This is a genomic window from Oryzihumus sp. JJN4-3R, assembly GCF_057747915.1.
The window spans coordinates 2,016,948-2,030,659 of sequence record NZ_CM173229.1 but is presented as its reverse complement, the minus strand read 5'-3'; the positions used below and the strand labels follow the sequence as shown (position 1 = coordinate 2,030,659).

11 protein-coding genes are annotated in these 13,712 nt (G+C 71.7%); 7 read left to right on the top strand and 4 right to left on the bottom strand.

Translation table 11 applies throughout. From position 1 onward, the window contains the following. Positions 1 to 60 precede the first annotated feature (60 nt). Complete coding sequence (locus tag AC3ANM_RS09415) at positions 61 to 612, bottom strand: DUF6328 family protein (RefSeq protein WP_488287867.1); 552 nt, start codon at positions 610 to 612, stop codon at positions 61 to 63. A gap of 263 nt (positions 613 to 875) precedes the next feature. Between AC3ANM_RS09415 and AC3ANM_RS09410 the strand changes: the two genes are divergently transcribed. From AC3ANM_RS09410 to AC3ANM_RS09390, 5 genes are all read left to right on the top strand, one after another. Continuing rightward, entirely contained in the window at positions 876 to 1,745 is an 870-nt protein-coding gene (locus tag AC3ANM_RS09410; RefSeq protein ID WP_488287866.1) for a peptidoglycan-binding domain-containing protein, read from the top strand. A gap of 123 nt (positions 1,746 to 1,868) precedes the next feature. Then, positions 1,869 to 2,720, top strand: coding sequence for a peptidase inhibitor family I36 protein (locus AC3ANM_RS09405; protein ID WP_488287865.1), 852 nt, complete (start codon positions 1,869 to 1,871; stop codon positions 2,718 to 2,720). Between the two features lie 86 nt (positions 2,721 to 2,806). Next, positions 2,807 to 3,745, top strand: coding sequence for a peptidase inhibitor family I36 protein (locus AC3ANM_RS09400; RefSeq protein WP_488287864.1), 939 nt, complete (start codon positions 2,807 to 2,809; stop codon positions 3,743 to 3,745). A gap of 171 nt (positions 3,746 to 3,916) precedes the next feature. Then, complete coding sequence (locus AC3ANM_RS09395; protein WP_488287863.1) at positions 3,917 to 5,098, top strand: NBR1-Ig-like domain-containing protein; 1,182 nt, start codon at positions 3,917 to 3,919, stop codon at positions 5,096 to 5,098. Positions 5,099 to 5,179: 81 nt separating this feature from the next. Beyond that, complete coding sequence (locus AC3ANM_RS09390; protein ID WP_488287862.1) at positions 5,180 to 5,527, top strand: UBP-type zinc finger domain-containing protein; 348 nt, start codon at positions 5,180 to 5,182, stop codon at positions 5,525 to 5,527. 23 nt (positions 5,528 to 5,550) lie between these two features. Here the strand turns inward: AC3ANM_RS09390 and AC3ANM_RS09385 are convergent, their stop codons facing one another. After that, a complete protein-coding gene (locus tag AC3ANM_RS09385; RefSeq protein WP_488287861.1) occupies positions 5,551 to 6,525 on the bottom strand; it encodes a patatin-like phospholipase family protein in 975 nt (324 codons plus the stop codon). Positions 6,526 to 6,652: 127 nt separating this feature from the next. Between AC3ANM_RS09385 and AC3ANM_RS09380 the strand changes: the two genes are divergently transcribed. Next, positions 6,653 to 7,321, top strand: a complete 669-nt coding sequence (locus AC3ANM_RS09380) for a pyridoxamine 5'-phosphate oxidase family protein (RefSeq protein ID WP_488287860.1) — start codon at positions 6,653 to 6,655, stop codon at positions 7,319 to 7,321. Between the two features lies 1 nt (position 7,322). Here AC3ANM_RS09380 and AC3ANM_RS09375 read toward each other — a convergent pair whose 3' ends face one another. Next, the gene (locus AC3ANM_RS09375; RefSeq protein ID WP_488287859.1) at positions 7,323 to 9,056 is read right to left on the bottom strand and encodes an FG-GAP-like repeat-containing protein; all 1,734 of its coding nucleotides are present in this window, start codon (positions 9,054 to 9,056) and stop codon (positions 7,323 to 7,325) included. A gap of 454 nt (positions 9,057 to 9,510) precedes the next feature. Here AC3ANM_RS09375 and AC3ANM_RS09370 point away from each other — a divergent pair, with 454 nt between their 5' ends. Continuing rightward, positions 9,511 to 12,024 carry a DEAD/DEAH box helicase gene (locus AC3ANM_RS09370; RefSeq protein ID WP_488287858.1) on the top strand — a complete coding sequence of 838 codons (2,514 nt, stop codon included), beginning with the start codon at positions 9,511 to 9,513 and terminating at the stop codon, positions 12,022 to 12,024. Positions 12,025 to 12,037: 13 nt separating this feature from the next. Here the strand turns inward: AC3ANM_RS09370 and AC3ANM_RS09365 are convergent, their stop codons facing one another. Then, positions 12,038 to 13,648: an APC family permease gene (locus AC3ANM_RS09365; protein ID WP_488287857.1), complete on the bottom strand. Its 1,611-nt coding sequence runs from the start codon at positions 13,646 to 13,648 to the stop codon at positions 12,038 to 12,040. Positions 13,649 to 13,712 lie beyond the last annotated feature (64 nt).

The window sequence follows — 13,712 nt, the reverse complement described above, 5'->3', positions numbered from 1 at the left end:
CCGAGGCCCGACCGGCCGAGGCCCGGCGAGCCCGAGGCCCGGCGGGCCGAGCGCCGACGCTCAGGACCGGGGGCGGGCCGCCCTGGCGTGCGAGACCGCGTGCATCGTCGCCCGGTGAGGGGCCGCCGAGCTGCTGACCGGCACCGTCACGGGGTGGTCGTCCCGCCGGTGCAGGTGGTGGAACGGCACCGCGAACCACCACGCGCTGAACCACAGGAACACGAAGCCGCCGATGCAGAAGCCGCCGATGGTGCCCACCACGAAGGTCGAGGCGAAGAGGATGGCCGCCGAGACGCCGACCACCATGAGCGCGAGCCCGACGATGGCGAAGCGGTTGGCGCCCCGGACGATGTCCGGCCGACGCCGCCGCCGGAACAGGATGCGGTGGAACGCGACGGGCGCGATCAGCATGGACGCGGCGCCGACGGTGGCCAGCAGGGCGGTGAGGTAGACCGCCCGGTCCGGCGCGCTCGCGCTCCTGAACGCTGGCGTGAACGGCAGCGAGAGCAGGAAGGCGAAGAGGATCTGGACTCCGGTCTGGGCGACACGGATCTCCTGCAGGATCTCCGCGAGGTTGCGATCGAGGACGTCCGGCTGGTCGTACGAGGGCATGCATTTCTCCAGAACATTTGCTGGAGCCGGCGCGGCCCCCTGTGTGCCGGCCCGTCGTTAGCCATGCAATGTCCCACCGTCTTCCAGCCTCGCGCAAGTGTTGACAACACCCGGTGTCCGCGCAGGTCAGGGCGCATCTGACAGGCCGGACACCCTGTCAGGGCCGCCTTCCACCCTGTCGGACACCTTCACCCCGCCTCCACTGTGTGCCCCGGCCCGGTCGATCACCGACGACCGCAGGCCACCACGCAACCGGAGGACCGATGCAGCTCCCTTCCTGGCTCGCCCCTGGCGCCGCCGCCCGCCTCTCGGCCGGCGTCGCCGCTGCCGCTCTGGTGGCCGGCGCGTCCGTGACGGCGGTCACGCCGTCAGCCCAGGCCGCAACCACCTTGCCCACCGTGAACATGGAGGCGACGGTCAAGGCGGCGCAGATCGACCCGCGCCGCGCCGACAGCACCCTCACCCCGGGCGCCAAGTCCAGCGTCCTGGAGGTCGAGAAGGCCCTGCAGGCCAAGGGGCTGCTCGACGCCCAGTGGGTCGACGGCTACTTCGGCACCTCGACCGTGACGGCGTACGCCAAGTTCCAGGAGTCGCTGGGCTACACCGGCCTGGACGCCAGCGGCCTTCCCGGCAAGACCTCGCTGACCAGCCTCGGCCAGGGCCGCTACACCGTCACGCAGGTCATCGGCCCCGGCGCGAAGGTCAGCCGTGACGGCTACGTCGTCGACGCCCGCACCCAGGCGATGCTCACCGAGGCCGAGCGGCTGCTCGGGCGCACCCTCGTCCTGTCCCAGGGCTCCTACAACCCCGGCGGCGACCCGACCTCGGCCGGCACCCACGACGGCGGTGGCGTGGTCGACATCTCGGTCGACGGCATGACCTCCGCGACCCGCACCCAGGTCGTCACCGCTCTGCGCCAGGTCGGCTTCGCCGCCTGGGTGCGCGACCCCAGCCAGGGTGACTGGCCCTGGCACATCCACGCCGCGGCCATCAGCGACACCGACCTGTCCAGCCAGGCCCAGCACCAGGTGGGCGACTACTACCTCGGGATGAACGGCCTGGCCAACCGCGCCGCGGACGACGGCCCCCGTATCCCGATCCTCACCTGGGAGGAGTACCAGCGGCAGCCGTGAGCTCGCCGCCGGTCACGGCACCTCCCCACTGACTCCGTCCCGCCACGCCCCCGCGCGGCGAGCCGGCCGCACGACCCGAACAGCACGGCATACCAACCGCAACCCCTCCTGGAGGACTGAACCATGAACATCCTGCGCAAGGCCCTGACGGTGGCGGGCATCGCCATCGCCGCAGCCACCCCGATGATGACCAACGCCGCCCCGGCCTTTGCCGCCTCCCGCGACGGGGTCTGTGACAGCGGGGAGTTCTGCTACTACTACAACTCCGACAACGCCGGGTCGATCTCCGACTTCACCACCTCGATCGACGACTACGGCACGACGCAGCCGGACTGCTACGAGTTCAAGGGCGCCGGCAACGGCCAGGGGCAGTGCATCAAGAACAATGCCGCCTCGGTGTGGAACCGCACCGGCCAGACCGTGACCGTCTACTACAACACCGGCTACTCCGGCGCGACGCAGACGATCGCCGCCGGGGCCAAGGTCAACCTCAACGCCACGCTGAAGAACGAGAACGCCTCGCACAAGATCGGCACGTCGGGCGACACCTGCACGAACGGTTTTGGCAACCCCAACACCTGCTCGCAGGCCGTCACGTGGGCGAACAACCACCTCGGCAGCACCTCGCTGGGCTCCGGCAACTGTGACCACGTCGTCGCCGAGGCCTACGGCTGGGGGAGCAGCGGGTCCACCTCCGCTGCCTCCCACTGGTCGGCGATGCCCTCGACGTACAAGCACCCCGGTGACCGCTCGGGGGTGCCCGCGGGCGCCCTGGCGTTCTTCTCGGGCGGCTCGCAGGGTTACGGGCACATCATGCTCTCCCTCGGTGGCGGCAACTTCGCCTCCACCGATGTCGGCAGCGACGGGCGCTACCAGGCCGGTCACTACAACCGCACCACGATCGCCACGATCGAGTCCAGCTTCAACGAGACCTACCTCGGCTGGACCCAGCCCTGGTTCCAGGTCAACCACTGAGCCGATGACGCCTGCGGCCCGGTCCGGCCACAGCGCCGGGCCGGGCCGCCTGCGCCTCATGACCACCGAACAGGGGAACCAGCACCATGTCACGACGTAGGTCAGCGCTGACCTCGCTGCTCGCCACGCTCACCCTGGTGCTGACCGGGGCCGTGTTCGCCACGCCGGCCTCGGCGGCGACCGCGCGCGACGGCGTCTGCGAGAGCGGTGAGTTCTGCTACTACTACAACTCCGACAACGCCGGCTCGATCTCGGACTTCGACGACTCCCTCGACGACTACGGCGCCACGCAGCCGAGCTGCTACGAGTTCAAGAGCCCGGGCAACGGCCAGGGCGTCTGCGTGAAGAACAACGCGGCCTCGGTGTGGAACCGCACCGGCAAGACCGTGCGGGTCTACTACAACAGCAACTTCTCCGGCGCCTACCAGGACTTCGCCGCCGGGACGAAGGGCAACCTCAACGCCACGCTGAAGAACGAGAATGCCTCGCACGAGCTGATCAGCACCCCCGTGACCGGGTGCAAGACCGACGGCACGAACACCACGTTGCCGAGCTCGATCCTCGTCTACCGGGTCAGCCTCGGCCGGGTCGACCGGGTCGCGTTCAAGACCTACGTCAAGGACGTCCTGCCCAACGAGTGGATCTCCAGCTGGCCGGCCGCGTCCCTGAAGTCGGGGGCGATGGCGGTGAAGAGCTACGCCTGGTACTGGGCGCTGCACTCCACCCGGACCACCCCCGGCGGTGCCTGCTACGACGTCCGGGACGACACGGGGGACCAGGTCTACAAGCCGGGCTCGTCGGTCGCCTCGACCAGCGACGCGGTCGACAGCACCTGGACCACCCGGATGACCCGTAGCGGCAACATCCTCCAGGCGCACTACTGCTCGACGACCACCGCCTGCCCGAGCAGCTGGGTCGACGGCAACTGGATGTCCCAGTACGGCTCCCGGGACAAGGCCAACGCGGGCGAGGGCTACGCCGCGATCCTGAAGGACTACTACGACGGGATCGTCATCGGCAGCTGATCCGACACCGCTCCCGCGCCCCGGCGCCCACCGCAGACCGTGCGGTGGGCGCCTCGGCCTGCCCTGGTGCGGGTAAGAAGAAGGTCAAGTCCTGCCCCACTGCCCCATTTGCCAGTAACGTCCCACCTCGCCGCCTGATGCCGCCCCGGCTGGCGAGCGAGGAGGGGGAGCGTGAAGAGTGCTGCGTCCGCCCGGGCAGAGGCGATCGAAGGCTTCGCTGCCGTGCTGGCCGAGCTGCGCACCTCGGCCGGCAGCCCGTCGTTCCGCGTGATGGCCGGTCGCTCCCGGGCGATCTCCCACACCACCTTGCACGAGGCCGCCCAGGGCAACCGGCTCCCGAGCTGGGGGACCACCGCCGAGTTCGTCAAGGCGTGCGGCGGCGACCCGAGCCAGTTCCGTGAGCGGTGGGAGCGGGCCAACGCGGTCGTATGCGCGGTCGCCGCGGCAGCCTGCGCGCCCCACCTCGAGGCCCCGACCGGGCCGATCCCCGCGCTGCCGGTGCCCGTGTCGCCGACACCACCCCCGCCGCCCGTGGTCGTCGGCGTGGACGCCGTCCCGGCCACGCCGCCGCAGACGTCGCCGGTGACCGGGCCGATCACGCTCCCTGCCTCGATCTCCATGCCCCTACCCGCCGGAACCACCGGGACAACCGGGACAACCGGGCCCTCGGCACCCGACCCGGTGACCACGCCGGCCGCCACGCCGGCCGCCGAGGCCACCCCGGTGGCTGCGGACGCCCCGCGACGGCGTCGCGGCTGGCCGTCGGTGGTCGGGGCGGCCGCGGTGCTGGTGCTGCCCGCGGGCGCCGTCGTGGCCTGGTCGTCATCGGGCGGGCGTGCCATCGCCGGAGACGGTGCCACCGCGGGGAGCCACGCCTCAGCCGTGGGCCGCACCCCCGCGGCGCACGCCGGCGCGCCCGCACCGGACGGGTTGCCGCCATACAGCGCGGGTGACTGCCCGGTCCAGCAGCCGAACCCGCCCAAGGCACCTCCCGTCCACGCGGGCGACCACGCGGTCCTCGTCGCCGACCTCACCTTCGCGGACTGCGACCACGTCCGCCGCGGCCAGGTCTTCGCCAAGCTCTGGCGGATCAAGAACGCCGGCACGGTCCCGTGGACGGGCTACGCGCTGCACCGCCTCGACGCCCCGCAGCAGCGGGACCAGTGCCAGACCATCTCGGACCTGCCGATCCCGGACACCGCTCCGGGCCAGCAGGTCGACGTCCGGGTCGAGGTCACCGCGCCGCCGACCGCGGGCTTCTGCTTCGTGCGGTTCAAGATGGTCGACGCCGCGGGCAAGGTCGCCTTCCCCGGCAGCCGCCCGATCAACTTCCAGGTGGTCGTCGACCGGTAGCGCCGCCATGACAGGGCCTCGCGCGCTACTGACCTCCGGGCCCCGGCCCGGGCAGAATGGCTGCTGCGAGGAGGTGCGCCCGTGGCCGACCATGACGGCATCGACCCCACCGTCCCGCCGTCCGGGGACGGCTGCGTGGAGTGCGAGGAGCTCGGCGCCTGGTGGTTCCACCTGCGCCGGTGCGCCCAGTGCGGCCACATCGGCTGCTGCGACAACTCGCCCGGGCAGCACGCCACCGGCCACGCCGAGAGCAGCGGGCACCCGCTGATCACCAGCTTCGAGCCCGGCGAGCGCTGGTTCTTCGACTACCGCGACCAGCGGATGTATGCCGGTCCGCACCTGGCCGCGCCGGAGCACCACCCCCTCGACCAGCCCGTCCCCGGTCCCGCCGGTCGCGTCCCGCCCGACTGGGAACAGCTGCTGCACTGACCCTGCCGCCCGGTGTCGGGGTGTCAGTAGCGCATCCCGTAGGTGGCCAGGACGCCGCGCACCTCCGGGCGCGCGGCGTACTCCCCGGAGCTGAGGAACGTCTGCTGGACGATCTCGTCGATCCGGTCGCGGGCCAGCAGGTTGTTGCCCATCACGGCGTGCTCGGCGTGGCCGGGGCGGAAGACCACGACCGCCGTTCCGCGGTCCCTCAGGGCCCGCACCTCACGGCGGGCGAGGCGCGCCGCGTGCCAGCGGGACGCGCCATACAGGTCGGTCGGCAGCTGGGCCGGCCCTGACATCGGCGAGACGACGATGACCAGGTCGAGGTCGCGCTCCCAGACCACGGCGGCGTTGGTCGGGGAGTGGGTGCCGCCGTCGACGTAGCTGTGGTCGCCGATCCGCACCGGCGCGAAGTAGCCCGGCAGCGCGCACGACGCGGCGATCGCCAGGTGCAGCGGGGCGTCCGGCGACCCCGGGCGGCCGAAGATGACGCGCCGCCCGTCGTCCCGGCGCACGGTGCACGCCCACAGCTCGCGCTCGGGCCACTCCTTGCCCTCGACCTTGCGCAGCATGCCCAGCTGCTCGGCGATGTCGTGCGGTCCCGGCGCCAGCCGGGCGATCCCTGCCACGAGCGGGCGGAAGTGGCCCGGCCGGGTGATCGCGTGGCGGACCACGCCCCACCCCGGCGGGTCGGGCGGCCGGCGCAGCATCCGCAACGGACGCAGCGGCTCGAACTCGGGGATCTCGGTGCCGACCAGCTCGTGCAGCACCTGCCCCTCGGTGGACAGCGGCGCCCGGACCGCCCACGCGGCGAGCTCGGCGGCCGGGACGCCGACCCGCAGCAGCGATCCGGTGATCGCCCCGGCCGACGTGCCGACGATGACGTCCGCCGAGCGCGGGTCCCAGCCGTAGTCGTGCTCGAGCATGGCCAGCACCCCGGCGTGGTAGGCCTGACCGACCACGCCGCCAGCACCCAGGACCAGGCCGACGCCACCCATGCGCCCGAGGATGGGCGAGGAGCGCGACCCACGGCAAGGGCCGTCCCGTCCGTCATTCCTTGACGGCGACCGGCCCCGGTGCGGCAGGGTCTGCCCCAGAGGCACGAGCCGACCGAGGAGCCGGACGATGACGACAGGACCGACCGAGCGCACCACGGTGCGCCGCCTGCCCGAGAAGGCGGTCACCGACAAGGCCACCCTGTATGCCGTGCTCGACGCGGCGCTGGTGGCCCACGTGGCCGTCACGCTCGACGGGCAGCCGTTCGTCATGCCGATGGCCTGTGCCCGTGACGGCGACCGGCTGTTGCTGCACGGCTCGACCGGCAGCCGGCTGATGCGCGCCCTGGCCGACGGGGCACCGGCCTGCGCCACCGTGACGCTGCTCGACGGCCTGGTCTACGCCCGTTCGGCGTTTGAGTCCTCGATGCACTACCGCAGCGCCACCGTCCTCGGCCGCGCCGCGGCGCTGCCGGAGGAGGACCTGGTGGAGGGCCTGCGGGTCCTGACCGGGCACCTGCTGCCGGGGCGCTGGGAGCACCTGCGCCAGCCCAAGCGCAAGGAGCTGGCCGCCACGATGGTGCTTGCGCTGCCGCTGACCGAGTGGTCGGTCAAGGTCAGCGACGGCCCGGCGACGGACGACCCCGATGACCTGTCCGCCGACGTCTGGGCAGGGGTGCTGCCGCTGGTGACGGCCGCCGGCGAGCCCCGGCCGGCGCCGGACCTCCAGGGCGACCCCGAGGTGCCCGACTACGTGCGCGGCCTCCTGCCACGCTTGGCCGACCAGGGCACCGACTGACTCAGCGGATGCCGACGAGGGTGGGCTGGCTCCACGTGCTGGGCACCACCGAGGCCTGGCCGATGCGGCCGGTCCCGGTGCCGGCGTAGAGCTTCAGGAGGCCCGAGGAGGTCCGGCCCAGGAGGTCGGGGACGTGGTCCCCGGTGAGGTCCCCGGCGGACAGGACGGAGGCGAAGCCGTCCCACCCGCGGCCGATGACGGTGCCCCGGCCGGCGAACCCGCCGGCGCCGTTCCCGGCATACAGGTAGAGCAGTCCCGCCTTGGTGCGGGTGACGACGTCGGGCCTGCCGTCGCCGGTGAAGTCGCCGGGGGAGAACACCGCGTTGTAGATGTTCCAGCCGGCGCCGATCACCCGCGCGCCGGAGAAGCGGCCGGTGCCCGTGCCGGCATACAGGTGGAGCACGCCGTCCGAGGTCCGGCCTATGACGTCGGCCTTGCCGTCGCCGGTGAAGTCGCCGGCGCCGAACAGCGCGGTGAAGGACCCCCATCCCGTACCGACGGGCTGCGCGGACGTCGCCCACCCTCCGGAGCCGTTGCCGCGCCACAGGCACAGCCCGCCGTCGGCGCGGCGGGCCAGCAGGTCGGCCTTGCCGTCGCCGGTGAAGTCACCGGGGGACAACAGCGCGGTGAAGCCGCCCCAGCCGGTGCCGACCGTGCGCCCTGCACGGAAGCCGCCGGAAGCGTCGCCCGGGTAGAGGACCAGCGCACCGGTCGAGGTGCGCGCCAGCAGGTCCGGGTTCCCGTCCGCGTCGAACCCGGGCACGACCGGCCCGGCAGTCGCCGGCGGCGTCGCGTGGGTGAGTGCGCGCCACGTGGCCAGGTCGGCGGCGCCGGTGGCCGGGACGCAGTTGCGCGCCTGCCACGACTTCAACGCGCTCGCGGTGCCCGCGCCGAACGCGCCGTCGGGCGTGAGCCCGATCGCCTGCTGCACCGCGGAGACGACCGGCCCGCCGGAGCCGTAGTGGACGTACATCCCGGAGTAGCCGACCAGCTTCTTCGTCAGGGTCGAGGCGCTCGCCGGCGCAGACACCTTCGGGTAGCGGTCGCATGGCGTCGTACGCGGGCTGCGGTAGGGCGCCGCCCAGTTCAGCTCCGGGGTCCGGCACGGCCCGTAGTCAGGCGCCGCAACGGTTTTCGTCCAGAACGAGGTCCGCTTCATCGCGCCCTCCCAGGAGAGGGAGAGATGGACGTGGTTGCGATGGCACGTGGTGTCCATCGCCGCCTCGGGGTGCTGGGCGCAGGTGGAGTACGGCTGCTTCTGGAAACCGTCGTAGGCGTCCCAGGAGGAGTTGTTCCAGATCACGTACATCACGCCGAGCCGGCGCGCGTTGGCGAACTGGTTGCCCGCCTTGTCCGTGGCCAACAGCCACGCCACGACGTCGTCGCCCATCTTCTTGGCCGTCGTGTTGCGGGCGTTGGGGCCCATCCAGTCCACGGCGCGGCCGTCGTAGTGCTCGGTCGTCGACAGCGAGTCCGACCCGCACGCGCGCACCGTGCCGTAGGACGTGGTGGGGTAGGCCTTCTTCAGCAGCTCCCCCAGTGCCACCGTGCCGGGCTTGGCCCTGCCGTCGCAGGAGTCCGCCCCGACGTAGCGGGCCAGGTCCTCCGCCGCCGAGGGCAGCCCGACCGGGGTGGGCGGCACGGCCCGGGCCGGTGCTGCGAGCCCGACGACCGGCACGAGGGCGGCGGCGGTGGTGGCCAGGACGGTGGTGAGGCGGCGGAGCGGGTGACGCATGGCGGGACGGCTTTCGGTCGGCGCAAGGGTGAGGAGGAGACCCCCGCATTCGAGGCTAAGCACGCGAATCGGCCCGCGCGGGGCACTTTGCCCAATCCGGGAAGACCCCGGTATGCCGTGTCCTCACCTCCGGCGCGCCCGTCACGGGCGAGCCTGCCGCAGGGGAACGGGAGGGAAACGTCACGCAAATGCCCGGCGATAAAGGCTCCGGAGATGGCAAGGAAGCGTCAGGGAACTGTCCGCGGCGTTGACGCTCGCGACACCTGCCCCGGATATTCGTCGGTGTGGGGACGGGCGGCGCAGCCCCCGGTGAGGTCGTCCGCAGGGGGTTGACGACCACCCGGGGGTGTGCGCCGCCCAACCACTGTCCGGGGTGACCGGTGCGGCGGTCGCGACCACACGGCATACCGGCGATTGGTGCCGGGGCGGCCCGACCAGCCACGATGGGGGCCTGATGACCCTCGCCGACCTCGTCCCCAGCCCGCCCGAGCCCGACGCCCTCTTCGACGCGTTCACCGCGTGGGCGGGGGAGCAGGGCATCGAGCTGTACCCCGCGCAGCAGGAGGCGCTGATCGAGGTCGTCAGCGGCGCCAACGTCGTCCTGTCGACGCCGACCGGCTCGGGCAAGAGCCTGGTCGCGACGGGCGCCCACTTCGCCGCCCTGGCCCAGGGGCAGCGCACCTTCTACACCGCGCCGATCAAGGCGCTGGTGTCGGAGAAGTTCTTCGCGCTGTGCGACGTCTTCGGCGCGGCCAACGTCGGCATGCTCACCGGCGACGCCAGCGTCAACGCCCAGGCGCCGATCGTCTGCTGCACCGCGGAAGTCTTGGCCAACATCGCGCTGCGCGAGGGGTCGCACGCCGACATCGGCCAGGTCGTCATGGACGAGTTCCACTTCTACTCCGAGCCCGACCGCGGCTGGGCCTGGCAGGTGCCGCTGCTCGAGCTGCCGCAGGCCCAGTTCCTGCTGATGTCCGCGACCCTCGGCGACGTCGAGCGGTTCCAGAGCGACCTGACCCGCCGCACCGGCCGGCCGACCGCCCTGGTCACCAACACCGAGCGCCCCGTGCCGCTGTCGTTCAGCTACGTCCTCACGCCGCTGCACGAGACCCTCGAGGAGCTGCTGACCACCCACCAGGCGCCGGTCTACGTCGTCCACTTCACCCAGGCCGCGGCGCTGGAGCGGGCGCAGTCGCTGCTCAGCCTCAACGTCTGCACCCGCGAGGAGAAGGACAGGATCGCCGAGCTGATCGGCGGGTTCCGCTTCGCCGCGGGCTTCGGCAAGACGCTGTCCCGCCTGGTGCGCCACGGGATCGGCGTGCACCACGCCGGGATGCTGCCGAAGTACCGCCGCCTCGTCGAGCAGCTCGCCCAGGCTGGCCTGCTCAAGGTCATCTGCGGCACCGACACCCTCGGCGTCGGCATCAACGTGCCGATCCGCACCGTCGTCCTGACCGGCCTGAGCAAGTTCGACGGCTCCCGCCAGCGGATCCTCAAGGCCCGCGAGTTCCACCAGATCGCCGGCCGGGCAGGGCGCGCCGGCTACGACACCTCCGGCTCGGTGGTGGTGCAGGCGCCGGACCACGTCATCGAGAACGAGAAGGCGCTCGCCAAGGCCGGCGACGACCCCAAGAAGCGGCGCAAGGTCCAGCGCAAGAAGGCGCCGGAGGGCGCGGTCACCTGGAGCGAGCAGACCTTCGAGCGGCTCGTCGCCGCAGAGCCCGAGGCCCTCGTCTCGCGGATGCGGGTCAGCCACTCCACGCTGCTCAACGTCATCGCCCGCCCCGGCGACCCGTTCGTCGCGATGCGCAAGCTGGTCCGCGACAACCACGAGGAGCAGCCCGCCCAGGCGCGGCTCGCCCGCCGGGCCATCCAGATGTATCGCGCGCTCCTCACCGCCGGGGTCGTCGAGCGGCTCGAGGAGCCGGACGAGACCGGCCGCACGGTGCGCCTGACGGTCGACCTGCAGGCCAACTTCGCCCTCAACCAGCCGCTGTCGACCTTCGCCCTCGCGGCCTTCGAGCTGCTCGACCAGGAGTCACCGACCTTCGCCCTCGACGTGGTCTCGGTCGTCGAGGCCACGCTGGACGACCCGCGGCAGGTGCTGCTGGCCCAGCAGTTCAAGGCCCGCGGCGAGGCCGTGGCCGAGATGAAGGCCGAGGGCATCGAGTACGACGAGCGCCTCGAGCTGCTCGACGAGGTGACCTGGCCCAAGCCGCTGGTCGAGCTCCTCGAGGGTGCGCTGGAGACTTACCGCAAGGGCCACCCGTGGGTCTCCGAGGACGCGCTCTCGCCGAAGTCGGTCGTGCGCGACATGTTCGAGCGGGCGATGACCTTCACCGAGCTGGTCGGCTACTACGGCCTGGCCCGCTCCGAGGGTGCGGTGCTGCGCTACCTGTCCGACGCCTACAAGGCGCTGCGCCAGACCGTGCCGGACAGCCTCAAGACCGAGGAGCTGACCGACCTCATCGAGTGGCTCGGCGAGACCGTGCGACAGACCGACTCCAGCCTGCTGGACGAGTGGGAGCAGCTGACCGACCCCTCGGCGCAGGACGGGGTGGCGCCGCGACCGGACGACCTGGTCGACCAGCCGCGGCCGATCACCAGGAACGTCAGGGCTTTTCGTGTCCTGGTGCGCAACGCGATGTTCCGCCGGGTCGAGCTGGCCGCCCGGCGGCACTGGATCGACCTCGGCGAGCTCGACGCCGGCTCGGGCTGGGACGCCGACCGGTGGCAGCAGGCGATCGAGGCCTACTTCGCCGAGCACGACGAGATCGGCACGGACGGCAACGCCCGCGGGCCGAAGATGTTCCAGGTTGAGGAGCAGCCCGGCCGCTGGCTGGTGCGCCAGGTCATCGACGACCCCGACGGCGACCACGACTGGGGCATCACCGCCGAGGTCGACCTCGCCGCCTCGGACGAGCTCGGCGAGGCCGAGATCATCGTGACCGGCTTCGAGCCCCTCTGACCCTCAGCTCGGGTCAGCGCTCGGCGCCGGTGGCCTCCAGGTCGTCGTGCAGGTGCGAGCGCAGCGCCCGGTCCGGCCTGGCGATGACGAAGTAGATCCCGCCGACCAGGGCGATCAGCACCATGACGACCAGCGTGATCCAGTCGTAGTTGAAGAACGCCCGTGGACTCGACAGGCCCGAGGGCAGCACCACGTTGATCAGCATGACCAGCAGGTAGGCCAGCGCCAGCCAGCTGACCAGCCAGCCCCACCGCCCGAGCCGGAACGCGCCCTCGGGGACCCACCCGCGGGCGCGGGCGATCATCGACCCGATGACGGTCAGCAGGAACGACAGGTAGATGCCGGAGACGCCGAAGGACACCAGCACGAAGAGCGCGTTGATCCCCTTGGGGTAGGTGAACCACAGGATCTTCACGTCCGAGGACGGGTTGATGTTCACCATCAGGGAGAACACAATCGGGACGATCGCGCCGAGGATGATCGCGTTGACCGGGGTGTGGAAGCGCGGGGAGATGTGGCCGACCCACTTGTGCGCCGGCACCGCCCCGTCACGGGCGAAGGAGAACGCCAGCCGGGCGCCGGCACCCTGCACCGCCGTGCCGCAGGAGAAGAACGCGATGATGACCATCACCAGGAAGAAGTCCTGCAGCCACTGCGGCAGCTCGCTGAGGATGCCGGGGACGCCCCCGCCGGCGAACACCGCGGCATACCCCTTGCTGTCGCTCGGGGTGGCCAGGATCAGCGCGGCGACCAGGACGAACGAGGCGAGCCCGCCGTAGAGCAGGGCCGAGCGCATGGCGCGCGGCACCTGGCGGGAGGCGTCCTTGGTCTCCTCGGCGATGTCCCCGGCGGACTCGAAGCCGTAGAAGATGTAGACGTGGGCGAGGATCGCCACGAGGGCTGCGCCGGTGAGCCAGTTGCCGTTGAAGTTCATGCCCAGCGGGTTGGTCGCGGCGGTCTCGGCGCCGTGGGTCTCGAAGAGGAAGCCGAACCCGTGGTGGAAGCCCACGATGGCCAGCGCGATCGCGACGCCGAACGTCCCGATGGTCTCGACGTAGACGCCGAGCGCGGTCACCCGGCTCATCAGCTTGGCACCGACGGCGTTCATGAACGTCTGGATGAGGATCATCACGAGCGTGAAGGTCACGATCGTCGTGCTGTTCGTCGGGTCGAGCTTGGTGCCGAACCACTGGTTGATCAGCGCCGTCGCGTAGCCGACGACACCGGTGTCCACGCTGGCCACGGTGACCAGCAGCGCCATGCCGTAGAGCCAGCCGACCCACCAGCCGTAGCCGGCGCTGACCGAGTACTTGCCGTACTGGTAGATCGCGCCCGCCACCGGGTAGTGGCTGCCCAGCTCGCCGAACACCAGCGCCACCATGAACATGCCGGCCACGACCAGTGGCATCAGCCAGAGGTATCTCGGGCCGGCCGCCCCCGCGCCCAGGATGAACAGCGAGTACACGCCGACCATCGGGGACAGGTAGGAGAAGGCGACGCTGAAGTTGTCGAACAGGCTCAGGACCCGCGACAGCTCCTGGGTGTAGCCCAGGTTCTGCAGGCGGGCGGCATCCTCGTCCTGGTGGTCGGCCCCGGACGTCCGGGGGCTGCTGGCGTCGCTCATCTCAAGGCTCCTTGCTCGCGGCAGGCCCCCGCACCGGTCAGGATCCCCCCAGTCTGCTCGCGCC

Bases quoted from the DNA above. Each gene is read 5' to 3' on its own strand.
- AC3ANM_RS09385 (WP_488287861.1), bottom strand. From the start codon at position 6,525: ATGGGTGGCGTCGGCCTGGTCCTGGGTGCTGGCGGCGTGGTCGGTCAG.
- AC3ANM_RS09375 (WP_488287859.1), bottom strand. From the start codon at position 9,056: ATGCGTCACCCGCTCCGCCGCCTCACCACCGTCCTGGCCACCACCGCC.
- AC3ANM_RS09370 (WP_488287858.1), top strand. From the start codon at position 9,511: ATGACCCTCGCCGACCTCGTCCCCAGCCCGCCCGAGCCCGACGCCCTC.
- AC3ANM_RS09405 (WP_488287865.1), top strand. From the start codon at position 1,869: ATGAACATCCTGCGCAAGGCCCTGACGGTGGCGGGCATCGCCATCGCC.
- AC3ANM_RS09415 (WP_488287867.1), bottom strand. From the start codon at position 612: ATGCCCTCGTACGACCAGCCGGACGTCCTCGATCGCAACCTCGCGGAG.
- AC3ANM_RS09380 (WP_488287860.1), top strand. From the start codon at position 6,653: ATGACGACAGGACCGACCGAGCGCACCACGGTGCGCCGCCTGCCCGAG.
- AC3ANM_RS09365 (WP_488287857.1), bottom strand. From the start codon at position 13,648: ATGAGCGACGCCAGCAGCCCCCGGACGTCCGGGGCCGACCACCAGGAC.
- AC3ANM_RS09400 (WP_488287864.1), top strand. From the start codon at position 2,807: ATGTCACGACGTAGGTCAGCGCTGACCTCGCTGCTCGCCACGCTCACC.
- AC3ANM_RS09410 (WP_488287866.1), top strand. From the start codon at position 876: ATGCAGCTCCCTTCCTGGCTCGCCCCTGGCGCCGCCGCCCGCCTCTCG.